Below are 21,915 nucleotides of genomic sequence, written 5' to 3' on the forward strand. Positions count from 1 at the left end.
CGCAGCAGCGATCAACGCACAGAAGGCCCGACCATCCTGCATGGTCGGGCCTTCCGCGTGTGTGCTGTGGTGCGACCTAGTCGGTCGGCATCAGTACGGTGTCGATGAGGTAGACGGTCGCGTTGGCGGTGTGCACGCCTCCGCAGATGACGGTGGCGTCGTTGACCATGAGGTCGTCTCCGCTGCCGCTGACGGTGACGGTTCCACCTTCGACGGTGGTGAGGTCGCCGGTGAGCTCATCGGGCGAGATCTGGCCGGGGACCACGTGGTAGGTCAGGATCTTGGTGAGCGTCGCGGCACCTTCCGGCGTCTTCAGCGTCTCGATGGTTGCGGGGTCGATCTTGGCGAACGCGTCGTCCACCGGTGCGAAGACCGTGAATTCGCTGCCGTTGAGGGTGTCAACCAGGTTCACGTCCGGGTTGAGCTGTCCGGAGACGGCGGCGGTCAGGGTTGTGAGCATCGGGTTGTTGGATGCGGCGACAGCGACGGGCTCTGACGACATTCCGACGACAGATCCCGGTCCGTCCGGGTTGGCCTCCGCATAACCGGCGCAGCCTGCGCCGACGAGGTCGGCAGCCGGGTCAGCCGTCATAGCCGGGGAACTGGTGGCGCTGGACGACGGCGAGCTGGTGTCCTCTGTCGATGATTCCGTTGACGAACATGCCGAGAGGCCGAGCGTTGCGACAGCGACGAGTGCGAATGCTGCAACGGTGTGGCGCTTAGTGAATCGCATGGTACTTCTCCTTGATAGATGGGACCTGCACGTGAGACCTGTGAGTGAAATCAGTGCGTATTGCGGTGGATAACTTCGGCGGCTGGTCCTGCTCACCGCGGTGGGTGCGCAACCGGCCTTCATAGGGTCGTTCGGAAACGCATCCAGAACGGATTGGAAGTTTTTCGAGATTCTTTTTTCCAATCGAATTGGCTGTTCGTGCCGAACTCCCTTGTGACCCACATCTGGAGGACACGTGTTCACGCTCGCTCTCATCGGCTTTCTCGGAGGCCTCATCACGGGGATCTCTCCGTGCATCCTGCCTGTCTTGCCCGTCATCTTCTTTTCGGGCGGCGTGCAGGGGGCCAGAACGGATGCCGATGCGCTCGCTAGGCCGTCACGCTGGCGGCCCTACCTCGTGATCCTCGGCCTCATCACGAGCTTCAGCCTGGTGACGCTGATCGGCTCGCTGATCCTGAGCGTGCTCGGCCTCCCGCAGGACGTGCTGCGCTGGGCGGGAATCGTCGTGCTGATCCTGATCGGCATCGGGCTGATCGTGCCGGGCTTCCAGCACATCCTCGAGAAGCCCTTCTCCCTCATCCCGCAGAAGGCCGTCGGCACCGACCGTGGCGGCTTCCCGCTCGGTCTCGCACTCGGCGCCGTCTATGTTCCCTGCGCGGGTCCGGTGCTCGCGGCGATCACCGTGGCCGGCTCCACCGGGCGGATCGGCGTCGAGACCATCGTGCTCACCGTGACCTTCGCACTCGGCGCCGCGCTGCCGCTGCTGATCTTCGCGCTGGCCGGCCGCGGGGTGGCCGAGCGGGTGAAGGCATTCCGCAAGCGCCAGAAGGGCATCCGGATCACCGGCGGTGTCGTGATGATCGCCCTGGCGATTGGACTCGTCTTCAATGTGCCGCAGGTGCTGCAGCAGCTGGTGCCTGATTACACAAGCAACCTGCAGTCGCAGATCGCCGACTCCAAGGAGGTCACGGCTGCGCTCAACCTCGGTGGTCTGGTGAACGACGAGAACAAGGATCTCGACACGTGCACCGACGGGGCGACAGAGCTGGAGAGCTGTGGCACCGCACCGAGCATCACGGGCATCCAGCAGTGGTTCAACACCCCTGACAACCAGCCCATCAGCCTGGCCGACGAGAAGGGCACGGTGGTGCTGATCGACTTCTGGGCGTACTCCTGCATCAACTGCCAACGATCCCTGCCGCACGTGACCGCCTGGTACGACACCTACAAGGACTCTGGCCTGCAGGTCATCGGCGTGCACTCGCCCGAGTACGCGTTCGAGAAGGAGCCACGCAACGTGATCGCAGGGGCCGAGGGATTCGGCATCCGCTACCCGGTCGCCATCGACAACTCGCTGTCGACCTGGACCAACTACCGCAACCGCTACTGGCCGGCGCACTACCTGGTCGATGCTGAGGGTGTCGTGCGGAACATCAAGCTCGGTGAGGGTGGCTATGCGACGACCGAGAAGCTCATCCGCGAGCTGCTGACGCAGGCGAATCCGGATGTGACACTGCCGGCTGCGACAGAGATCGCCGACGATACGCCGGGGGTGGGCACGACGACACCCGAGACCTATCTCGGCACGACGAAGCAGGTGAACTTCGCCGGCACTGAGAAGTATCGCGCGGCGACCACCGAGTTCAGCCTCCCGAAGAACCAGCAGGCCGACACTTTCGCGCTCGACGGATCGTGGACGCTCGGCACCCAGTCGATCGCCCCGGTCGGCCCTGACGCTGCCACCCTGCGCCTCAACTACACCGGCAAGGAGGTGCGGATGGTGCTCTCAGGCGAGGGCATGATCACCGTCACTGTCAACGGCACGGCAACGCAGGTGTCGGTGAGCGGAACACCGAATTCGTACGAGATCCTGAAGAACGACACCGACTCATCCGGCACCATCGACGTGTCGGTGACGCCCGGTATCCAGGCCTACTCCTTCACTTTCGGATAGCGGGACCGGTGTGCTGCCATGCTTGAGCTTGTGAGCAATGATCGAGAACCTAGCGACGCCGAGGTCGACGAGGCCGTTGACGATGCAGTGGCGACCGTTGATCGACTCGTCGAGGGCGTCGCCACCGGCGACCAGAGTGCCTTCGCCGAGTTGTACGACCGGACAGCACCGCGGGTGCTCGGACTTGTCAGGCGGGTGCTGGTCGATCACGCGCAGTCGGAGGAAGTGGCGCAGGAAGTCTTCCTGGAGATCTGGAAGACCGCAACGCGGTTCGAGGTCGGACGCGGAAAAGCGATGACGTGGATCCTGACGATGGCGCACCGCCGGGCGATCGACCGGGTGCGGGCATCGCAGGCCGGGCGTGACAGAGACGAACGAATCGGCAAGCGGGACACAGAGCCCGACTACGACCAGGTCAGCGAAACAGCAGAGATCCGCATAGAGCACGAAAGGGTGAAGAGAGCCATGGCGCGGTTGACCGAGCTTCAACGCGAGGCGATCACGCTCGCTTACTACGGCGGCTACAGCCATACGGAGGTTGCAGAGATTCTCTCAGTACCTCTCGGTACCGTTAAAACCAGACTTCGAGATGGAATGATCAGGCTTCGAGACGAAATGGGGGTGGCATCATGACCGACAACACACGTGGCACCGGCCACGATGACGCTGACCCCCGCGACCTGAGCGGCGCATACGCGCTCGACGCGGTGACCCCAGACGAGGCGGCTGACTTCGAGCAGGCGGCCGACGCGTCGGAGTCACTGAGGGCCGAAGCGGATGGCCTCCAGGAGACTGCGAGCCTGCTTGGCCTGGCCGCCACTCCTGTTGCTCCGCCCGCGTGGATGAAGAGCGACCTGATGGCGAAGATCGCGTCGACGCCGCAACTTCCCGCGCCTGCCTCGGTGCCAGAGACTGCCTCGGCGCCCGCGACTGCTACGGTTTCTCCCGCCGCCGGGCAGGCCGAGACGCGTGCGCGCGTGCGGTGGTTTACTCGCCCGGCCAACATTTTGGTTGCCGCGGTCGCCGCCGTCGCGCTCTTCGTGGGAGGGGGCGTCGTCGGCGGCATCGTGACTCGTGAGAGCGCGCCATCCGCTATCGATGCCTCGGCCGCTGCGCTCGCCGACATTCTGGCGGCGAATGACGCCCAGCGCGCATCCGCTCCGATCGAGACAGGTGGCACGGCCACCCTCGTCTGGTCGAACACGCTCGGGCTGTCTGCCGTGCTGGTCGATGGGCTCCCTGAACTGCCAACGGGCCAGGTTTACGAGGCCTGGTACATCGACGACGGCGGTGCTGCATCGGCCGGAACCTTTACCCCGTCGCCCGTCGGTACAACGTGGCACGTGCTTGACGGAACCATGTCGGCCGGCGATGCGGTCGGTGTCACCGTGGAGCCGAAGGGCGGCTCAGACCAGCCGACGACGGATCCGATCCTGGTGATGCAGAGCGCCTAGCGCGTCCCCGGCCCGACCGTCTCGTACGCCTCTGTGACCAACGCTTCGATGGACGCGTCGAGATCGGAGATCTGCTCGATCGACAGGCGGTGCGTGAAGACCGTCTCTGTGGTGGGAAACGACGAACGCAGCCTCGGATGATCGACCTCGCGGAGAAGATCGATCGCAAGCTCGAGGCGGTGATGCGCGATGAAGGATGCCGCGAAAATACGCACGCGCACGTACTGCAGTTCGGTGCGGTGAATGCGCTCTTCGACGTCGGGATGCAGAAGGGCAAGCGATCGAAACGCCTCGAGCATTGCGATCTCTTTCGAGGTCATCTCGTCGGAGAATTCCTGCCACGTTGCCTGCACCATGTCGCGCCGCCCTCCACCCGGCTCGTTCGCTGCGACGCCACGGGAGCGGGCACGAGCGGATATGCCCTGCAGGGTACCCCCTGGGCTAGAGGGTGATCAGGCCCGTCGCGAGAGCGATGATGGCAATGATGGCAAGCACAATCGAGACGATGCAGAGCACCCACTCCCAGGGCGTGAAGACGCGCAGGCCACGCTCGCGCCGAGCGATGACGTAGAGGATGGTTCCGGGGGCGTAGATGATGAACGACACCAGGAGAAAGCTGGGGCCGGCGAAGATCACGAGGAACAGCGTGTAGATCGTCGCGAGCACCGCCACAGTTCGACCCCGCTTGGACCGGCCACCAGGGTCGTCGCTCGCTCGCGTTTCGAGCTTCAACGCGTACCCGGCTGTCAGCAGGTAGGGAATGAGCGCCAACGAGCCGCACATCTTCAACATGAGGGTGAAGGCATCCTCTGAGAAGAGCGTGACGACCAGCAGGAGCTGCACGAACAGGGCGGTGAACACGAGAGCGGCAACGGGCACACCGCGCGCGCTGGTTCGAGCCAGGAAGCGGGGCGCATCCTCGTTCCGTGCGGCCGAATACAGCACCTCGGATGCCATCAGGGTCCAGGCGAGATAGGCGCCGAGCACCGAGACCACCAGGCCGATACTGATGAACCAGTACCCCCACGGACCAACGATCGATTCCAGCACCCCTGCCACCGACGGTTGCCGCAGCACAGCGAGTTCACTGCGGGGGAGTACGCCGAATGAGAGCAGGCTCATCAGGAGGAACAGTCCGAGCACGCCCAAGAAGCCGAGCATGGTCGCGCGCCCGATGTCACGCCTGTTCTTGGCGTAGCGCGAGTAGACGGTGGCACCCTCGACACCGATGAACACGAATACCGTCACGAGCAGGGTCGATTGGACCTGGCCGAACAACGATCCGAGGTCGGGCTGCGCTGTGCCCCAGAGATTGAACGAGAATGTGGGCCAGTTGAAGCCGATGGCGGCGACGATGACGATGAACATCACCAGGGGCAGCAGCTTTGCCACCGTCACGATGGTGTTGATGATGGCTGCTTCTCGCACGCCGCGCGTGATCAGGAGGTGGAAGAGCCACACCCCTGCCGAGGAGACAACGACCGCCAGCACCGTGTCGCCATAGCCGAACCCAGGGAAGACGGCGCCAAGGGTCGACCCGATCAACACCCAGTATGTGACGTTCCCCGCGCATCCGCTTGCCCAGTAGCCAAACGCGGAGAAGAAGCCGACGTAGTCGCCGAAGCCGGCTTTGGCAAAGGCGTAGATGCCGGCATTGAGATCAGGCTTACGCACGGCGAGGCGCTGGAAGACGAACACGAGGGTCAGCATCCCCACCCCGGCAATGGCCCAGGCGATGACCGAGCCGATCACACCGGTTGACTGCGCGAAGTTGCGCGGCAACGAAAAGACGCCCGCACCCACCATTGAACCCACGACAAGGCCGGCCAGCGCGATCACCGGAAGGGTGCGCTTCTTCGTCGCCCCGGTGTGGTCGGTGCTCGATGGCGGGAGAGTCATGCGCGGTACCTCCGAGGACGGATGTCCAGGCGTTGGTTGTGTGACGTGCGAAAGCGGATGCCGACGCGCTGTGCGGGAAAGGGTCGGCACCACCACTGAGAGGGCGAGAGACGACGCGGATGTCCCGTGAGACACGGTGACATTCAATACTACGTACCGGAATCGGTGCGGCGGACAGCTGGGCGAGAGCTGGCGGGAAAGCTGGGCGACTGCCAGCACCGCCACGCTCGATGCAGTCACTGCACATATTCAGCTTCTGCAGCTAGCCTGCCGCTATGACAGAACTCATTTTGCAGGCGCGCGACATCGGGAAGTCCTACGGGACAGGTGACAGCCGCTTCGACGCGCTCAAGGGCGTGAGCCTCGACGTGCACACCGGGGAATCCGTCGCGATCGTCGGCAAAAGCGGATCGGGCAAGTCCACCCTGATGCACCTGCTCGCGCTGCTCGATGACCCGGACACCGGCACCATCAGCGTCGGCGGCAGGGATGCCCAGAAGCTGAAGTCCCGTGAGCTCAACACCCTGCGCAATGAGGACTTCGGGTTCGTCTTCCAGCAGTTCTTCCTGACGCCGAACGCGACAGTGCTTGAGAACGTGACGCTGCCGCTGATGATCGCCGGCGTGAGCGCGCGCGAACGCAAGGCGCGCGGCATGGCCGTGCTTGAGCAGATGGAACTCGCCGACAAGGCCAAGAACAAGGCAACGGACCTCTCCGGCGGCCAGAAGCAGCGCGCGGTCATCGCCCGCGCCCTCATCAACAATCCGTCGGTGATCTTCGCCGACGAGCCGACAGGCAACCTCGACACGGCCACCAGCGCCGTCGTCGAAGACATCCTGTTCTCGCTCAACAAAACGCGGGGCATCACGCTCATCATCGTCACGCACGACCTTGAGCTCGCGGCGCGGTGCGACAGGCAATTCTTCATCAAGGACGGGCGTGAGGCGACCCCCGATATCGACCCTGAATCCATCGTCACTGCGGCAGGGGCCCACGCATGAACTTCCTTGACATCCTCCGATCTGCGATCTCGAACACATTCCGCAGCAAGGTGCGCACCACACTCACCGTCATCGCGATCTTCATCGGCGCGTTCACGCTGACCCTGACGAGCGCCATCGGCGCCGGCGTCTCGAACTACATCGACACCCAGGTCGCATCCATCGGCGGCGACGACATGATGACCGTCTCCGTGGCAGCGGATGCCGCGGCCACCACTGACGGGCCGGCAGAGTACGACCCTGAGGCGAAGACCTCTGCACAGGGAATGTCGTTGCTCACCACTGCCGACCTCGACGCCATCGCAGCGACCGATGGAATCATCGACGTGCAGCCGGCCGTGATGCTGGCGCCTGATTACATTCAGTTCGGCGACAACGGCAAGTTCGAGCTGAGCGTCAATCCGATGGCGACGCTGAGCGAGGCTGACCTCGCTGCGGGAGACCAGCTCGACGACTCGGCAGACGGCAAGCAGATCATGCTGCCGAAGTCGTACCTCGAGAACCTCGGATTCGCTGATGCTGAGTCGGCGATCGGTGAGACCGTTTCCATCGGCATCACCGACTACGCGGGCACCCAGCACGTCGAAGAAGCCATGGTGCAGGGCGTGCAGAACGACTCGCTGTTCAGCTCAGGCGTCGGCATCAACTCTGAGCTCCGCGACACGCTCGACAGCGTGCAGCGCGCCGGTATGCCTGCGGGAGTCACGAGCGGCTACATTCTCGCTGTCGTGCACATCGACAGTGCGGCATCCGCTGATCAGATCGACGCGATCAAGGCCGACCTGGCTGACCAGGGCTACAGTGCGCTGACCGTCGCCGACCAGATCGGGGCCATCCAGGCCGTCATCAACGGCATCATCGGTGTGCTGAACGCGTTCGCCGTCATCGCGCTCATCGCTGCAGGCTTCGGCATCATCAACACGCTGCTCATGAGCGTGCAGGAGCGCACCCGCGAGATCGGCCTCATGAAGGCCATGGGAATGGGCAGCGGCAAGATCTTTGCCCTGTTCAGCCTTGAGGCGATCTTCATCGGCTTCCTCGGCTCGGCGATTGGCGCACTCGTGGCCATCCTCCTCGGCACGGGCATCAGCTCATTCCTCTCGAGCACCGTGCTCTCGACATTGCCCGGCCTGAACATCATGCTGTTCACACCGGCATCCGTTGCGACGATCATCGGAATTGTGATGCTCATCGCCTTCCTGGCCGGCACGCTGCCAGCCAGGCGTGCAGCGAAGCAGAACCCGATCGACGCACTTCGCTACGAGTAACGCGGTGGCTGGCTCGCCGGCTCGTGGCTGGCTCGTGGCTGGCTCGCTCGCGAACCGCGGGGTATGAATGGGTGACATGACGGAGCAAGATCACGTGAACGACCGGAGGGCCGGCGCAGCTGATGCCGGCCCTCTGGGGTCAGGCGCGACCAGTGCCGGCCACACTCCCCGCACTGAACACGCTGTGGGGCTGCGCGAACGCAAACGCGCGGCCACGCGTGCGGCCATTGAGAAGACGGCCATCGACCTCGCGCTCACGCACGGCTACGAGAACGTCACGGTTGACATGATCTGCGAGGCGAGCGTTGTGTCGCAGCGCACCTTCTTCAACTATTTCGGGTCGAAGGAGGGCGTCATCCTGCGCAGGGCTGCGTCGATGACGGATGCCGAGGCCACGTCGTTCATCGAGGACCGAACCGACGACGTCGTGCTCGACCTGCTGCGCATGATCTCGAAGGCGCTGGTCGATGGCTCGCAGGATCCCAGCCTCCTTGAGTCGCACCTCCGCGTGATCACGAGTTCTCCTGAACTGCTGGGCAAGCATATGGAGTGGATGGCGGCCCAGGAGCAACGCCTCACCGACGTGGTGCGCGAGCGCTTTCGCGCGGAGGGCCGCTCAGAGATAGACACGCCAGACCTGGCCGACGAAGCCAGCATGGTGGTCTGCCTCGCCATGAGCGCACTGCACTTCTCGCTTCAGAAGCAGTTCAGCTCGGCTGGCAACCAGTCATTGGCAGAGACGATCGAGCAGGCGGCGGGGCTCATCAACCGCATTGCGGGTGGCAGCAGCCATTGAGTTCGTAGCTCGAGTTCGTAGCTCGAGCTCGTGACAGGTGTGTGTAACCTGGCGAATTGTGCGCTCTGGCCGTCGTCAAACATGTTTGTGCTGCCCATAGAATGGGCCAAATGATTCGCAGTGACGCATGAGATCGACGCCCAATTCCTCGAGACCATCGTTCAGGAGTCAGTTCGTTGACCTGGCACCGCTGCGCTCATCGCCCGTCTTTGCCCGGTTGTGGATCGGGTCTGCGATTTCAGGCATCGGCGCCCAGCTGACGCTCGTCGCCGTCGGCCTGCAGATCTATGCGATCACCGATTCAACGCTCGCGGTGTCGCTGGTGGGCGGAATTGCCCTCATCCCGATGATTTTCGCGGGCCTGTGGGGCGGGATGCTCGCCGACGCCTTCGATCGGCGCCGGGTGCTGATTGTCACGTCGCTTGTCAGCTGGGTAAGCATCTTCGGCCTCGTCTGGCTGTCGATTGTGGAGGCCCAGAGCGGATCCTCCCACGTGCCGGTGTGGCCGATTTATGTGTTGACGACGATCACGACGATGTCGTCCACCATCTCCCTTGCCACTCGGTCTGCCGTGATTCCCCGGCTCCTTCCGGCCGACATGGTGTCGCGGGCGACAGCACTCAACGGAATCTCGGGGGGACTCCAGTTCACCGTCGGGCCTGCCCTGGCCGGAATTCTCGTTGCCACCGTTGGATTGCCCGCGGCGTTTGCCGTCGATGCGCTGCTCTTCACGGCCGGGTTCCTCGGCATCATCGGGCTGCCACGACTGGCCCCGCTGGCCACAGTGGCCAAACCAGGGCTGCAGTCGCTCAAAGACGGGATACGTTACCTGCGTTCAGCGCCCAACCTGCGGACCAGCTTCCTGTTCGACATCATCGCGATGACCTTCGGGCGCCCTGTCGTGCTGTTTCCCGCGATCGGAGCACTCGTCATCGGCGGCGGGGCAGTCACCGTGGGGTTCCTCACCGCAGCGGCAGCCGTCGGTGCGTTCCTGGCGAGCCTCTTCAGTGGTCGGATCCAGCATGTTTACCGGCATGGTTTGGCCGTCGCCAGGGCAATCAGCGTGTTTGGAATCTGCACGGCACTGTTTGGCATTGTCATCGCCGTCACGCAACTGGGCCTCGGCGACACCGCGAATACATCGAACCTGCAGCTGAATGTCGTCGCGCTGGTGCTGGCATGCCTCGCGCTTGCCGGCATGGGAGCGGCCGACGAAGTCAGCGCGATCTTCCGCTCCACCATCATGCTCACGGCCACACCAGATGAGATGCGCGGCCGGCTCCAGGGCGTGTTCATGGTCGTCGTCAGCGGCGGGCCGCGCGTCGGCGACCTCTACGCCGGCATCGTGGCGTCAATGCTGGCGCTCTGGTTCCCCCCGCTGCTTGGGGGGCTGGTCATTGTGGCGGTGATCGCTGTGCTCTTCAAGATGCGACCGGCTTTCAGGGAGTACGACGCGCGGCATCCCACTGCGTGACGGGGTCACCGTCTGACCGGGTGCCGACCTGCACTGAAAACAGGACGAATCGCACTGCTGTCACCGAAAACAGGACGGATCGCGCTCTCTCAGAGCACCCGTCCTGTTTTCGCGACGGCGGGAAGCGATCAGACGGCGGCGGATGCTCTTGCCGTACGCATGGCGTTCACGGATGCGCGCATTCAGCTGATTTGGGGGTTACCTGCAAGCGGGTGACGAGACTTTAATCGGAGCGTCGGACGCTTCGATCGGGTGCAACGCCGACCGGCAGAACATCGATGCAGAGAGTGCCGACACGCAGAGTACTGACACGCAGGATTCCGACCACGCGAAGGAGTGCGCATCATGACGACCATGCTCAATCCATACCTGAGCTTCCGCGATAACGCGAGGCAGGCGATGGAGTTCTATCAGTCGGTGTTCGGCGGTGACCTGACGATAAGCACCTTCGGCGAGTTCCAGGTCAGCGACGACCCCGCAGAGCAGAACAAGGTGATGCACGGCATGCTGACGGCCGATGGGGGGCTTGTGCTGATGGGGGCAGACACCCCGAACAGCATGCCGCTGACCCCTGGCAACAACTATTCGGTGTCGCTCAGTGGCGATGACGAGGCCACGTTGCGAGGCTACTGGGACAAGCTCACCGCGGGCGGTACCGCGACCATGCCGTTGGAGAAGGCGCCGTGGGGCGACTCGTTCGGCATGCTCAGCGACAAGTTCGGCGTCAGCTGGCTGGTGAACATCACGGGAACACCGGGGTAGGCGGCGCCGCTCAAGGCAAATGACCCGTAGGTTGAGGAAGGCGCGAGCTTGCGAGCCCCTGTCTCGAAACCACACGAGCCGATCCCAATAGCCAGCGACGGTTTCGAGACGGCCCGGCGGCCTCCTCAACCACCGAGAAATCAACCGCCGAGGAACGCTACAGCTGGTCGACTTGCTTTCGCAGATAGCGGCGGAGCGCGGCATCCGTTGTGAGGGCGATCGCCTTCTCGTAGGCGGCCGCGGCCTCCGCATCGCGACCGGCAGCGTGCAGCAGATGCGCGCGGGTCGCCCACGCCGGCTGGAACCGCTGGAGCGGGGAGGCCTCTCGGTCAGCGGAGCCGGCAGAGGGCGGCCCTCCCGGCTCATCGAGGATGGCCAGGCCGGCCTCAGGGCCGTCGAGCTCTCCCACGATCGCGGCGAGTGAGGCCAGGGCGCCCAGGGTGGGGGCGAGCTTAAGGAGCGCGTCGGTGAGGGTGCGAAGTGCGGCCCAGTCGGTAACGCCCGTTCGAGCACGTGCGCAGTGCACCGACTGCAGGGCTGCTTCGAGCTGGAATCGCCCGATCCGGCCGAACGAGTGCGCGCGTCGCAGGTAGTCTTCGCCGCGGGCAATGAGTGCCGGGTTCCACCGCGCCGGGTCTTGCTCGTAGAGGGGAACGAAGGTGGCTCCGTCGGGTTCGGAGGCCCTGGCATCCGTTCGAGAGATCGACAGGCAGAGGAGCGCGGCCAGGCCAAGCACCTCTGGCTCTGTGGGCAGGAGGTCGGCGAGAACGGTCGCCAGGTAGAGGGCCTCGGCCGACAGCGAGTAGCGCACAGTTTCGCCAGACGCGAGCTGCCAGTCGATGGCATAACAACCGTAAATTGCCTCGAGAACGGCGGGAAGTCGCGCCGGCATGTCGGCCAGATCTGGCACGACGAACGGGATGCGGGCATCGCGGATGCGCCGCTTGGCTCGCACGAGGCGCTGGGCCATGGCCGGGGCCGGGATGGCGAACGCCTGTGCGATCTGCGCCGACTCGAAACCGAGGACCGTCTGCAGCATCAGCGGCGTGCGGATGCCGGCCTCAATTGCCGGGTGGGCGCAGACGAAGAGTAGCGCGAGCCGTTTGTCGGGGATCGCGTCGATCTCGATGTCGTTGTCGGAGCCGATGTCGGAGTCGATGTCGGAGTTGGAGTCGTTGATCATGCTGGTCTTGTTCCGCGTGCGTTCGGTGGCGTCGAGCGGGACCGACAAGCGCTGGGCCGCAGAACGGTACCGATCGCGCTGCCGGTTGCGGGCGACCGTGAGGAGCCAGGCATCCGGATTATCGGGGATGCCCGAGGTCGGCCAGGTGGTCAGCGCCTGGACGAAGGCGTCTGACAGGGCGTCTTCCGCCCTCGGAATATCGCCAGTCGGTGCGGCAAGTATGGCCAGCAACCGACCGTAGGAGGCGCGGGCAACGCTCTCGGCCGCTCGCGCCTCCGGCGTCAGGTCAGTCGCATCAGGCGGTGACACTGCCGATCTCGTTCCATTGCCCGTCGAGGAACACGATGGCAGAGGGTCGAATCTCGATGACGCCGTACTGGGCGCCAGGGCATTTCTCGGCCCAGGCGAGCGCGGCGTCAAGATCGGGTACCTCGATCACGAAGGAGCCGGCGAGCTGCTCCCTGGTTTCAGCGAATGGGCCGTCCTGGATCTGGAGGCTGCCGTTTCGCAGCGTGAGTGTCGTTGCGGCAGCGACCGGTTGCAGGATGTCGGCCGATACCAGCACGCCCGCCGCATCGAGTGATTTCGCGTAGGCGTCGAAAGCGGCCCGCATCGGGGCCATGTCTTCTTCGGTGACACCGGCATCCTGTGCCTCGGGGTTGTGCAGAAGCAGTGAGTAGCGCATGACGCGTCCTTCCTCTTGTCCAACTGGCCTCTTGTCCAACTGGTTAATGGTCGCACCAGGCGACCGATATCCATATGACGGATGACGGGATCCCCAATCGACACTCGCGTCCGCCGTGCTGCTAAACGCTGGCTGTGCGTCCGCTCGCCGAGAATCGCCGTTACGCCCCAGAGTCGCCGTTCTAACGACGATTCTCGGCACAAACGGCGACTCTCGAGGGGAAGGTTGCGCTCGCAGAAGCAGCGATCGCGGCCCACTGCATAGACAGCCATATCGGCACACTGCTTGCCCAGACCTGGGGTGCTGGGCCATTACTGGAAGCAGACATCCGCCGCGGCATCCGTTGCAAACATTCGTGACTAGCCACCGCGGGATTCATTCGAGGGGACGGCGATGACAATCTGGAGCTGCTCAACGTGTGCCATCGAGCATCCGGACTCCGACGCGCCACCGGCCGTCTGCGCAATCTGCGCCGACGAGAGGCAGTTCGTGCCGGCATCCGGTCAGAGCTGGACTACTCGAGATGAGCTGGAACAGCGCGGCTATCGGATCACGGTGTCCGAGCTCGAACCAAACCTCCATGGCGTCAGCGCAAACCCGCGACTCGGCATCGGACAACGCGGTCTTCTCCTCTGCACAGACGGCGGAAACCTGCTGTGGGAGCCGCCAGGGTTCATCGACGCCGCCGGCATTGCGGCCGTCGGCGAGCGGGGAGGCATCGACGTCATCGCGGCGAGCCATCCGCATCTGACCGGCTCGTCGATTCAGTGGAGCCACGCGTTCGGACACATCCCCGTGTACGTGGCTGAGTCTGATGCGGCCTGGATCCGCAGGCCAGACCCCGTCATTCGGCTGTGGAGCGACTCGATCGAGCTGCTTCCCGGGGTGCGCATGCTGCAATGCGGCGGGCACTTCGCGGGCAGCAGCGTGGTGCACTGGCCTCAGGGCGCGAACGGCGCTGGCGCTTTGCTCACCGGCGACACGATCGCGGTGGGCGCCGACCGCTCCATCAACGCGATGCGGAGCTACGTGAACAACATTCCGCTGCCAGAGCGCGCAATCCGGCGAATCCTCGACACCGTCTTCCCGCTCGAATTCGATCGGATCTACAGCGCGTTCGGCATCGTCCAAGCGGATGCTCACGCCAACGTCGACACATCCCTTCACCGGTACATCGGCTGGGTGCGCGGGGATTTCGACGACTAGCCCCTCCCCAACTCGCGCATCGGTTATTAGCGTTAATGCATGTGCCGAAACATTCACACGCTCTATAACTTCGAGCCGGCAGCCACCGAGGACGAGGTGCACGCCGCCGCACTGCAGTACGTGCGCAAGATCAGCGGTTTCAGCAAGCCATCGAAGGCCAACGCTGAAGCCTTCGACAGGGCGGTTGCGGAGATCGCCCATATCTCGCGCCATCTGCTCGAAGACCTTGTCAGCGCCGCGCCGCCGAAAGACAGGGACATCGAAGCGGCCAAGGCGAAGGCACGTTCTGCCGGTCGGTACGCCGCGGCTTGACGTTTCGCCTGACTTCTCGCGAAGGCAACCGACACCCCATGGGGCACGCGGCTGGAAGAATGGCGCCATGACCACAACGTTGTCGCCCATGGGCCCTGCCGACCTGCAGCGCTGGTTCGTCTCAAGCAAGGCTGAGTACCTCGATGATTTGCTCCGCGCAGGCGAGACGCTCGATGCAGCCCAGGCCGGCGTTGACGAGTCGTTCGAGAGGTACTTTCCGGCCGGTGTTCCCGTGGGCGGGCACCTGGTCTTCACCGTCGTCTCAGCTGGAGCACCGGCCGGATACCTGTGGATCGGTCCGCACAACGACGGTGGAACCTCAGCGTGGTGGGTGTGGGACATCGTGATCAATGCCGACCAGCGTGGGCTCGGACTAGGCCGAGCCGCGATGCTGCTGGCCGAAGAGGTCGTTCGCGACCACGGTGGAACGACGCTCGGCCTCAACGTCTTCGGGTTCAACGCGCCGGCACGCGGACTCTACGAGTCGCTCGGCTACGAGATGACGTCGATGCGGATGCTGAAGAAGCTCACGCCGTAGCCTGCGCGGGCGCCCCTTGCCTGCAACCCCTGCAGCCCCTTGCCTCGGAGGTCCGCGGTGGCAATCTGTCACTGACAGTGCAGTCTTCGCGCGAGGAAGCAGGAGCCATGGACCAGAAACCGCCGACATCATCCATTGCAGCCGAACACAAACGCCTGTTAGCGGCGTTGCCGTTCGTTGATACCGCCGACTTTGACGACGCAGATCGTGGTTTTCTCCGGGCGCTCACACCCGGCATCGTGCACGCTGCCGACGGTCGTGTGGTCTGGAATAACGACACCTATGGTTTCCTCACGGGCGACGCGCCCGCATCCGTCAATCCAAGCCTCTGGCGCCAGTCGCGCCTGGTCGCCAAACAGGGTCTGTTTGAAGTCACCGACGGCATCTACCAGGTGCGCGGACTCGACCTCTCGAACATGACAATCGTCGAGGGCGCCAGCGGAATCATCGTGATCGACCCACTCATCTCCACCGAGACCGCAGCGGCCGCTCTGAAGCTGTATCGCGACGAGCGCGGCGACCGACCCGTCGTTGCGGTGATCTACACGCACAGCCACATCGATCACTTCGGCGGCGTATTTGGCGTGGCCACGCAGGCCGACGTGGATGCCGGTCGCACGCAGGTGATCGCGCCGGAAGGATTCGTCGAGGCGGCAGTGGCAGAGAACGTCTACGCCGGAACGGCCATGGGACGACGTGCCGGGTACATGTATGGCGCAGCCCTGGCGCGGGGGCCGCAGGGACAGGTTGGTGCTGGCCTCGGGCAAACCGCGTCCAACGGTGAAGTCGGGTTGATCGTTCCCACGCTCTTCATCAGCCAGACGGGAGAGACGCACACCATTGACGGCGTCGAGATTGAATTCCAAATGGCGCCCGGCACAGAGGCTCCCTCTGAGATGCATTTCTATTTCCCGAAGCACCGCGCACTCTGCATGGCAGAGAACGCGACACACAACCAGCACAACCTGCTCACCCTGCGGGGTGCCCTGGTGCGTGATCCTCACGTCTGGGCCACGTACCTCACGGAGGCCATCGACACCTTCGGCGCGCGAACGGATGTCGTCTTCGCGTCCCACCATTGGCCCACGTGGGGCACGGAGCGCGTCCACGACTTCCTCTCCATTCAGCGCGACCTCTACGCCTACCTGCACGACCAGACGCTCCGCCTGCTCAACCAGGGCTTCACGGGGCCAGAGATCGCCGAGATGTTTCAGATGCCACCCGCACTGGAGAGGGCATGGAGCACCCGCGGCTACTACGGGTCGATCAGCCATAACGTGAAAGCGATCTACCAGCGCTACCTGGGCTGGTTCGACGGCAACCCTGCCCGGCTGTGGCCGCATCCACCGCAGGCGTTGGCTACCCGATACGTCGAGGCGATCGGCGGTATCGACCGCGTTGTCGAGCTTGCCAGGGTGGCATTCGACGCCGGCGACTTCCGGTGGGCAGCGACACTGCTCGACCATGCTGTCTTCACCGACGACACCCATGCAGGGGCGCGCGAGCTCTACGCCGACACCCTTGAGCAGCTGGGTTATGGCGCCGAGAACGGAACGTGGCGAAACTTCTTCCTCTCCGGCACCACCGAACTTCGAGAGGGGAACTTCGGCACGCCGGCGGTGACGGCCGCACCTGCCATCCTCGCCCAGCTCACCCCAGAGCAGCTGCTCGATTCGCTGGCCATTTCGGTCGACGGGCCCGCGGCCTGGGATCTCGACCTGGCCATCGACCTCACGTTCAGTGAGCTGGGCACCAACTATCACGTCACGCTCCGAAACGGAGTGCTGGTCTATCGCACACGCCCCGCCGACGCCTCCACAGCCCTCTCCCTGCGACTGACCAAAGCCAGACTGCTTGCCCTCATGGCCGGCGATACAGACGGGCCTGGCATCGAGCTCACCGGAGATCGCGGCGCGCTTGATTCACTTCTGGGAGTGTTGGGTCGCGGAGATCCGGCGTTCAACATCGTCACGCCGTAGGAGTTACTCGGTAGCTGCAGGGTCCGTAGTTGTCGGCGTCGGTATCGGAGTTTGCGTCGGCGTCTCGGCTCGCCCCTGCCACGGCCACCGGCCCGTCATCTCGACCTCGAGGGAGAAGCTCAAAAACGTTCGGATCAGCACGATGCCACCGAGCACTGCAACGCTTTCCAGCGTTGGTGTGACGGCGACGGTTCGGATGATGTCCGCGGCGACCAGCAGCTCAAGGCCGAGGAGAATAGACCGCCCGAGAAACCGGCGGAACGACTGGTAGACACCGCGCTTCCGCTTGAAAGCCCCGTCGATGGCGAACACCGTCGCCGCAATCGCACCGATGACAATGGCCGCAACGCCGGCAGCATCGATCACCTTGCCGACGACCTCAATGACGTCCTGGAAATCCATATCTCGTTCTTACCGCATCCGCTGCACGTTGCGTCAAGAAAGTAACCAGCCTTCAATACCCCCGGGGGTGTAACCTGCACCGATAGGTATTGAGCCCAGGAGGCATTGTGGACATCGACCCCAACGACATGAGGGCCGTCATCAACCGGTTGAAGCGCGCGCAAGGCCAGTTGGCCGGCGTGACGCGGATGATCGAGGAGGGGCGCGACTGCAAGAGCGTCGTGACCCAGCTGTCCGCCGTATCCAGCGCCATCGACAAGGCGGGCTTCGCGATCATTGCCACTGCGCTCCAGCAGTGTCTGGCCCAAGATGACCCGAGCATCGACCAGGCTGAGCTGGAAAAGCTGTTCCTGACGCTGGCCTGACGCCTGGCCTGCGCTGGGTTGGCGCCCCGCTCCGAACGCCCCTGCCACAGCATCCGCACAGAAATATACCCCCGGGGGTATGTTAGCCTTGAGAAAACGTCAAGGAGAGATGCATGTGTAGAGCGACCACCTGTTCAACCTGTGGCAAGACGACATGGGCTGGATGCGGTCAGCACGTCGATCAGGTCATGGCCGGAGTCCCCGCGTCAGATCGATGCACGGGGCACGCTGACGACGTGACGCCGCAGGCCAGCGGTCGCGGCTTCTTTGCCCGCCTCTTCACCGGCCGATCGGGTCGGTAGGGCGAACCATGAATGAGGGAACCCCCAGCATGCACTCCGGCCCGAAGGTCGTGATCGTCGGCGGTGTCGCGGGTGGCATGTCGGCGGCAACCCGTCTGCGCCGCCTCGATGAGTCCGCTGAGATCGTGGTCTTCGAGCGCGGCCGCTACGTGTCATTCGCCAACTGCGGCCTGCCGTATTACGTCGGCGGCGTGATCGAGGAGCGCGACAGCCTGCTGCTGCAGACGCCTGACTCGCTCGCGGCCAGGTTCCGGCTCGACGTTCGTGTCGAACACGAGGTGCAGGGCATCGATCGCGACCAGAAGGTCGTCATCGTGCGAAACCTCGTGACCGGCGATGAGCTTCGGGAGCCCTACGATGCCCTGGTCCTCGCTGCAGGAGCAACGGCGCGTGCCGGGCTGACCGGGAGCTCCATTCCGGTGCATACCCTCCGCACGATCGACGACGTCGACGCCATCGATGCCATCCTGACCGCGGCGGGCCACTCGGGTCGCCCAGCCAATTCGGGTCGCACAGCCAGCGCCGTGGTTGTCGGCGGCGGCTTCATCGGACTCGAGGCCGTCGAAAACCTGGTGAAACGCGGCCTGCAGGTCACCCTCGTACAGCGCGGTGAGCAGGCGTTGTCGCCGCTCGACCCGGAGATGGCCACGCCCATCCTGGCTCTCCTCGCCAGCCACGGCGTCGATGTTCGCTTGAACTCCACCGTGACGCAGCTGGGCGATCGAGCGGTGCACCTCTCCGACGGCACCACGATCCCCGCCGACCTCGTGATCGAAGCCCGCGGCGTGCAGCCAGATACCGGACTGGCAGCTGGGGCAGGTCTGGTCATTGGCCAGGCCGGCGGCATCGTGGTCGACAACTTCCAGCGCACCAACGATCCCGCCATCTATGCCGTTGGCGATGGCGTGGAGAAAACGGATGCCGTCGACTTCACTCCAACGCTCGTCACCATGGCGGGCCTCGCCAACCGGCATGGCCGCACGGCGGCCGACGCGATCCACGGGGTGGCCGTGCCGAGCCCGCCTGCCCTTGGAACGGCGATCGTCGGAGTGTTCGATCGCACCGTTGCCATGGTCGGATGGAGTGAGAAGCGACTGGTGGCAGCCGGGCGTGCCCACCGAGTGGTGCACACGCATCCGCTGTCGCATGCCGGCTACTATCCAGGCGCTGAGCAGATGGCGTTGAAGCTGCTGATTGATGCAGAGACCGACCTCATTCTCGGCGCCCAGATCGTGGGCGGCGCCGGCGTCGACAAGCGGATCGACGTCATCGCGACCGCGATGACTGCTGGGCTCAGCGCGTCCGCACTCTCGCAACTCGAGCTCGCCTATGCGCCGCAGTATGGCTCGGCCAAGGATGCCGTGAATCTCGCCGGCTACGTGGCCCAGAATCTGGCCGCAGGCACCGTGCACAGCATCCAGTGGCATGAGCTTGAGACCTGGCAGCTGGCTGGTGCGGTTCTCATCGATGTGCGTACCGCGGGCGAATTCGAGAATGGGGGTATCGCCGGATCGATCAACGTGCCTCTCGACGAACTTCGTGACCGCCTTGGTGAACTACCGGATGCGCCGCTCATCGTGCACTGCCAGGTGGGCCAGCGCGGCCACACTGCCGCGCGGCTGCTGACGCAGCACGGGCTCGATGTGCGAAACCTCGACGGCGGCTACAAGACCTGGGAGGCAGGGACCGCCTCTCGGCTCGGCGGCACTGTCGTTCGCCTCTAGAATCGGCGCATGCCCCGTCTTGTCGTCGTTCTTCCGCTGTCTCCGCTGCACGAGGGTGACAGCTTCGAGGTGGCTGCCTGGCCGCTGCACATCACGGTGTTGCCGCCCTTCCACACGGAAGCCGAGCCGGCGGATGTGGCGTTGGTCATCGCATCCGTCGTCGCCGACCGACCGGCGATGACCGTGCGTGCTGGTGGCGACGAGATGTTCGGGCGACGAGAGAACGTGCCGGTGACACTCGTCGACGACCACGACGAGCTCACGAGGCTGCACCGGGATCTCGTCGCAGCGATGCGCCCACTCGCCACGTTTCCCGACGAGCCTGCCTTCACCGGGCCCGGCTTCCGCCCGCACATCACCATCAAGGGGGAAAGCAGGGTGCACGAGGGTGACGAGCTCACGCTCGGCCAGATCGCGCTCGTCGATATGGCACCCAGGGCGGCAGCGGGTGGCCGAACGGTGCTCGCCGCATTCCCACTGGCTGGGTGAGCCGGCGCGGGCCTCGGGCTCCGTCTGAGGTGTCAGCGAAGCCTACGACCGCACAGCCAGGTAGTTCTCGATCACATAGCTGGCAATGGACATTGACGAGGTGGCCGCAGGTGACGGCGCATTGCGGATCAACGTGACCGGGCCGACCTGGTCAACTGCGAAGTCGTCCAGCAGGGTGCCGTCCCTGCCCCACGCCTGCGCCCTGACTCCCGCAGCGGTCTTCGCCGTGAGATCCGTCATGGTCAACTCCGGTATGAACCGCCTGGCCTTCCGGTAGTACAGCGACTTGATGAGGGATCCGCTGATCTCGTCTGCCCCCATCCGCCAGTGTTGTTTCGCCAACGGCAATGCGCCCGGCCACGTGAGTGACTCCCAGGTGTCGCGCGCGGAGACGCTGCGCCAGCGGTACCCCTCGCGCGCCAGCGCAGGGACGGCATTGGGTCCGACGTGCACGTCGTCGTAGACGCCGCGTGTGAAGTGCACACCGAGGAACGGGAAACGCGGATCGGGCACCGGGTAAATCATGCCGCGCACCAGATCGGTGCGGTCAGCGGCAAGGGACCAGTACTCGCCGCGGAACGGCAGGATTCTGGGCGAGCTGTCTGCTCCCGTGAGGCGCGCGACGACGTCAGAATGAAGGCCTGGGCAGGCGATCACCCGGTCGAAGACGCGCTCAGCGCTTTCGGTGCGCATGCGCACCACCGATCCGTCGATATCGATGCCGATAACCTCCTGCCCGAGCAGGATTTCTCCGCCGGCCGCACGCACGTCCTGTGCCATGGCCTCGGTGATAGCCGCATAGTCGACCACCGCCGTGTGTGGCGAGTGGATGGCAGCGACGCCGGCGACGTGCGGCTCGATGTCTGACAGCTCGCTCCGATCATCGATGCGGCGCATGTCTGGCACGTTGTTGGCGATGGAACGCCGCTCAATGTCGGCCAGCGCCGCGAGCTCGGAGTCGTCAACGGCGACGACAAGCTTGCCCACCTCCCGGTAGGGCAGGCTCTTCTCCACGCAATAGTCGCGGATGGCCACGCGGCCGGCTGCGCACAGCTCTGCCTTCAGAGAACCAGGCTTGTAGTACAAGCCCGCATGCACGACACCGGAATTGTGTCCTGTTTGGTGCATTGCCAGCCGGGCTTCTTTCTCGAACACGGTCACCTCGCCGAGACCGCGCAGGGCCAACTCGCGTGCCAGCGCGATGCCGACGATGCCCCCGCCGATGATGCCGATCCGCTCGCCCATCTCAGCGGGCCCTGATCCCAAGCCCGGCATCGCCGACGACGAGAGTCTTCTTCAGGGTGGCCTTCATGGGATCCTTCCGAACTGCAGGGGAGCTGGCAGCTCGGGAATGATGCGGCCATGCACGCCACTCAACAGGATGTCGGT

The 21,915-nt window shown here is 64.5% G+C and carries 23 protein-coding genes; 16 read left to right on the forward strand and 7 right to left on the reverse strand.

What is annotated here, in order from left to right; translation table 11 throughout:
* Positions 1-76: 76 nt before the first annotated feature.
* On the reverse strand, positions 77-733 hold the full coding sequence (locus AC25Y4_RS14170; RefSeq protein ID WP_488121063.1) for a fasciclin domain-containing protein: 657 nt from the start codon (positions 731-733) through the stop codon (positions 77-79).
* Positions 734-968: 235 nt separating this feature from the next.
* Here AC25Y4_RS14170 and AC25Y4_RS14175 point away from each other — a divergent pair, with 235 nt between their 5' ends.
* From AC25Y4_RS14175 to AC25Y4_RS14185, 3 genes are read left to right on the forward strand one after another with little or no spacing between them, the layout of a single operon-like run.
* Entirely contained in the window at positions 969-2,687 is a 1,719-nt protein-coding gene (locus AC25Y4_RS14175; RefSeq protein WP_488121064.1) for a cytochrome c biogenesis protein DipZ, read from the forward strand.
* A gap of 18 nt (positions 2,688-2,705) precedes the next feature.
* Complete coding sequence (gene sigK, locus AC25Y4_RS14180; protein WP_488121065.1) at positions 2,706-3,320, forward strand: ECF RNA polymerase sigma factor SigK; 615 nt, start codon at positions 2,706-2,708, stop codon at positions 3,318-3,320.
* Positions 3,317-4,141 carry an anti-sigma factor gene (locus tag AC25Y4_RS14185; RefSeq protein ID WP_488121066.1) on the forward strand — a complete coding sequence of 275 codons (825 nt, stop codon included), beginning with the start codon at positions 3,317-3,319 and terminating at the stop codon, positions 4,139-4,141. Before sigK ends, AC25Y4_RS14185 begins: the two co-directional genes overlap by 4 nt.
* Here the strand turns inward: AC25Y4_RS14185 and AC25Y4_RS14190 are convergent.
* Both AC25Y4_RS14190 and AC25Y4_RS14195 read right to left on the reverse strand, forming a co-directional pair.
* Positions 4,138-4,497, reverse strand: a complete 360-nt coding sequence (locus AC25Y4_RS14190) for a DUF5655 domain-containing protein (RefSeq protein WP_488121067.1) — start codon at positions 4,495-4,497, stop codon at positions 4,138-4,140. The genes AC25Y4_RS14185 and AC25Y4_RS14190 overlap by 4 nt on opposite strands.
* A gap of 85 nt (positions 4,498-4,582) precedes the next feature.
* Positions 4,583-6,040, reverse strand: coding sequence for a basic amino acid/polyamine antiporter (locus AC25Y4_RS14195; protein WP_488121068.1), 1,458 nt, complete (start codon positions 6,038-6,040; stop codon positions 4,583-4,585).
* Between the two features lie 275 nt (positions 6,041-6,315).
* On the opposite strand from AC25Y4_RS14195, the gene AC25Y4_RS14200 reads away from it, so the two are divergent.
* The 5 genes from AC25Y4_RS14200 (at position 6,316) to AC25Y4_RS14220 (ending at position 11,341) form a co-directional block, all read left to right on the forward strand.
* Positions 6,316-7,041: an ABC transporter ATP-binding protein gene (locus AC25Y4_RS14200; protein WP_488121069.1), complete on the forward strand. Its 726-nt coding sequence runs from the start codon at positions 6,316-6,318 to the stop codon at positions 7,039-7,041.
* The gene (locus AC25Y4_RS14205; RefSeq protein ID WP_488121070.1) at positions 7,038-8,309 is read left to right on the forward strand and encodes an ABC transporter permease; all 1,272 of its coding nucleotides are present in this window, start codon (positions 7,038-7,040) and stop codon (positions 8,307-8,309) included. The genes AC25Y4_RS14200 and AC25Y4_RS14205 overlap by 4 nt, the downstream gene beginning before the upstream one ends.
* Before the next feature lie 76 nt (positions 8,310-8,385).
* Complete coding sequence (locus AC25Y4_RS14210) at positions 8,386-9,105, forward strand: TetR/AcrR family transcriptional regulator (protein WP_488121071.1); 720 nt, start codon at positions 8,386-8,388, stop codon at positions 9,103-9,105.
* 127 nt (positions 9,106-9,232) lie between these two features.
* Positions 9,233-10,579 carry an MFS transporter gene (locus AC25Y4_RS14215; RefSeq protein WP_488121072.1) on the forward strand — a complete coding sequence of 449 codons (1,347 nt, stop codon included), beginning with the start codon at positions 9,233-9,235 and terminating at the stop codon, positions 10,577-10,579.
* Positions 10,580-10,924: 345 nt separating this feature from the next.
* Complete coding sequence (locus AC25Y4_RS14220) at positions 10,925-11,341, forward strand: VOC family protein (RefSeq protein WP_488121073.1); 417 nt, start codon at positions 10,925-10,927, stop codon at positions 11,339-11,341.
* Between the two features lie 157 nt (positions 11,342-11,498).
* Here the strand turns inward: AC25Y4_RS14220 and AC25Y4_RS14225 are convergent, their stop codons facing one another.
* The gene (locus AC25Y4_RS14225) at positions 11,499-12,833 is read right to left on the reverse strand and encodes an RNA polymerase sigma factor (RefSeq protein ID WP_488121074.1); all 1,335 of its coding nucleotides are present in this window, start codon (positions 12,831-12,833) and stop codon (positions 11,499-11,501) included.
* Positions 12,820-13,209 carry a YciI family protein gene (locus AC25Y4_RS14230; RefSeq protein WP_488121075.1) on the reverse strand — a complete coding sequence of 130 codons (390 nt, stop codon included), beginning with the start codon at positions 13,207-13,209 and terminating at the stop codon, positions 12,820-12,822. The genes AC25Y4_RS14225 and AC25Y4_RS14230 overlap by 14 nt, the downstream gene beginning before the upstream one ends.
* Positions 13,210-13,602: 393 nt before the next feature.
* On the opposite strand from AC25Y4_RS14230, the gene AC25Y4_RS14235 reads away from it, so the two are divergent.
* From AC25Y4_RS14235 to AC25Y4_RS14250, 4 genes are all read left to right on the forward strand, one after another.
* On the forward strand, positions 13,603-14,415 hold the full coding sequence (locus AC25Y4_RS14235; protein WP_488121076.1) for an MBL fold metallo-hydrolase: 813 nt from the start codon (positions 13,603-13,605) through the stop codon (positions 14,413-14,415).
* A 39-nt stretch (positions 14,416-14,454) separates the two neighbouring features.
* Entirely contained in the window at positions 14,455-14,727 is a 273-nt protein-coding gene (locus tag AC25Y4_RS14240; protein WP_488121077.1) for a DUF2277 domain-containing protein, read from the forward strand.
* Between the two features lie 67 nt (positions 14,728-14,794).
* Positions 14,795-15,265 (forward strand): GNAT family N-acetyltransferase, encoded by a 471-nt coding sequence (locus AC25Y4_RS14245; RefSeq protein WP_488121078.1) that lies wholly within the window; start codon positions 14,795-14,797, stop codon positions 15,263-15,265.
* 107 nt (positions 15,266-15,372) lie between these two features.
* Positions 15,373-17,244, forward strand: coding sequence for an alkyl/aryl-sulfatase (locus AC25Y4_RS14250; protein ID WP_488121079.1), 1,872 nt, complete (start codon positions 15,373-15,375; stop codon positions 17,242-17,244).
* 3 nt (positions 17,245-17,247) lie between these two features.
* Here AC25Y4_RS14250 and AC25Y4_RS14255 read toward each other — a convergent pair whose 3' ends face one another.
* Complete coding sequence (locus tag AC25Y4_RS14255; protein ID WP_488121080.1) at positions 17,248-17,646, reverse strand: DUF1622 domain-containing protein; 399 nt, start codon at positions 17,644-17,646, stop codon at positions 17,248-17,250.
* Positions 17,647-17,774: 128 nt separating this feature from the next.
* On the opposite strand from AC25Y4_RS14255, the gene AC25Y4_RS14260 reads away from it, so the two are divergent.
* The 4 genes from AC25Y4_RS14260 to AC25Y4_RS14275 all read left to right on the forward strand — a co-directional run bounded on the left by AC25Y4_RS14260 (position 17,775) and on the right by AC25Y4_RS14275 (position 20,526).
* Entirely contained in the window at positions 17,775-18,011 is a 237-nt protein-coding gene (locus AC25Y4_RS14260) for a metal-sensitive transcriptional regulator (protein WP_488121261.1), read from the forward strand.
* A gap of 113 nt (positions 18,012-18,124) precedes the next feature.
* Complete coding sequence (locus AC25Y4_RS14265) at positions 18,125-18,313, forward strand: hypothetical protein (RefSeq protein WP_488121081.1); 189 nt, start codon at positions 18,125-18,127, stop codon at positions 18,311-18,313.
* Positions 18,314-18,321: 8 nt separating this feature from the next.
* A complete protein-coding gene (locus AC25Y4_RS14270) occupies positions 18,322-20,037 on the forward strand; it encodes an FAD-dependent oxidoreductase (RefSeq protein ID WP_488121082.1) in 1,716 nt (571 codons plus the stop codon).
* A 9-nt stretch (positions 20,038-20,046) separates the two neighbouring features.
* Positions 20,047-20,526: a 2'-5' RNA ligase family protein gene (locus AC25Y4_RS14275; protein ID WP_488121083.1), complete on the forward strand. Its 480-nt coding sequence runs from the start codon at positions 20,047-20,049 to the stop codon at positions 20,524-20,526.
* 42 nt (positions 20,527-20,568) lie between these two features.
* On the opposite strand, the gene lhgO is transcribed toward AC25Y4_RS14275, so the two are convergent.
* The gene (gene lhgO / locus AC25Y4_RS14280; RefSeq protein WP_488121084.1) at positions 20,569-21,801 is read right to left on the reverse strand and encodes an L-2-hydroxyglutarate oxidase; all 1,233 of its coding nucleotides are present in this window, start codon (positions 21,799-21,801) and stop codon (positions 20,569-20,571) included.
* Positions 21,802-21,915: the final 114 nt, after the last annotated feature.

It is taken from the genome of Leifsonia sp. Y878 (genome assembly GCF_057669685.1).

What these genes read in the sequence shown, in the direction of transcription:
- AC25Y4_RS14170 (WP_488121063.1), bottom strand. Translation starts at nt 733, where the DNA reads ATGCGATTCACTAAGCGCCACACCGTTGCAGCATTCGCACTCGTCGCT.
- sigK (WP_488121065.1), top strand. Translation starts at nt 2,706, where the DNA reads ATGCTTGAGCTTGTGAGCAATGATCGAGAACCTAGCGACGCCGAGGTC.
- AC25Y4_RS14185 (WP_488121066.1), top strand. Translation starts at nt 3,317, where the DNA reads ATGACCGACAACACACGTGGCACCGGCCACGATGACGCTGACCCCCGC.
- AC25Y4_RS14190 (WP_488121067.1), bottom strand. Translation starts at nt 4,497, where the DNA reads ATGGTGCAGGCAACGTGGCAGGAATTCTCCGACGAGATGACCTCGAAA.
- AC25Y4_RS14195 (WP_488121068.1), bottom strand. Translation starts at nt 6,040, where the DNA reads ATGACTCTCCCGCCATCGAGCACCGACCACACCGGGGCGACGAAGAAG.
- AC25Y4_RS14200 (WP_488121069.1), top strand. Translation starts at nt 6,316, where the DNA reads ATGACAGAACTCATTTTGCAGGCGCGCGACATCGGGAAGTCCTACGGG.
- AC25Y4_RS14205 (WP_488121070.1), top strand. Translation starts at nt 7,038, where the DNA reads ATGAACTTCCTTGACATCCTCCGATCTGCGATCTCGAACACATTCCGC.
- AC25Y4_RS14210 (WP_488121071.1), top strand. Translation starts at nt 8,386, where the DNA reads ATGACGGAGCAAGATCACGTGAACGACCGGAGGGCCGGCGCAGCTGAT.
- AC25Y4_RS14215 (WP_488121072.1), top strand. Translation starts at nt 9,233, where the DNA reads ATGAGATCGACGCCCAATTCCTCGAGACCATCGTTCAGGAGTCAGTTC.
- AC25Y4_RS14220 (WP_488121073.1), top strand. Translation starts at nt 10,925, where the DNA reads ATGACGACCATGCTCAATCCATACCTGAGCTTCCGCGATAACGCGAGG.
- AC25Y4_RS14230 (WP_488121075.1), bottom strand. Translation starts at nt 13,209, where the DNA reads ATGCGCTACTCACTGCTTCTGCACAACCCCGAGGCACAGGATGCCGGT.
- AC25Y4_RS14235 (WP_488121076.1), top strand. Translation starts at nt 13,603, where the DNA reads ATGACAATCTGGAGCTGCTCAACGTGTGCCATCGAGCATCCGGACTCC.
- AC25Y4_RS14240 (WP_488121077.1), top strand. Translation starts at nt 14,455, where the DNA reads ATGTGCCGAAACATTCACACGCTCTATAACTTCGAGCCGGCAGCCACC.
- AC25Y4_RS14245 (WP_488121078.1), top strand. Translation starts at nt 14,795, where the DNA reads ATGACCACAACGTTGTCGCCCATGGGCCCTGCCGACCTGCAGCGCTGG.
- AC25Y4_RS14250 (WP_488121079.1), top strand. Translation starts at nt 15,373, where the DNA reads ATGGACCAGAAACCGCCGACATCATCCATTGCAGCCGAACACAAACGC.
- AC25Y4_RS14255 (WP_488121080.1), bottom strand. Translation starts at nt 17,646, where the DNA reads ATGGATTTCCAGGACGTCATTGAGGTCGTCGGCAAGGTGATCGATGCT.
- AC25Y4_RS14260 (WP_488121261.1), top strand. Translation starts at nt 17,775, where the DNA reads ATGAGGGCCGTCATCAACCGGTTGAAGCGCGCGCAAGGCCAGTTGGCC.
- AC25Y4_RS14265 (WP_488121081.1), top strand. Translation starts at nt 18,125, where the DNA reads ATGTGTAGAGCGACCACCTGTTCAACCTGTGGCAAGACGACATGGGCT.
- AC25Y4_RS14270 (WP_488121082.1), top strand. Translation starts at nt 18,322, where the DNA reads ATGAATGAGGGAACCCCCAGCATGCACTCCGGCCCGAAGGTCGTGATC.
- AC25Y4_RS14275 (WP_488121083.1), top strand. Translation starts at nt 20,047, where the DNA reads ATGCCCCGTCTTGTCGTCGTTCTTCCGCTGTCTCCGCTGCACGAGGGT.
- lhgO (WP_488121084.1), bottom strand. Translation starts at nt 21,801, where the DNA reads ATGCCGGGCTTGGGATCAGGGCCCGCTGAGATGGGCGAGCGGATCGGC.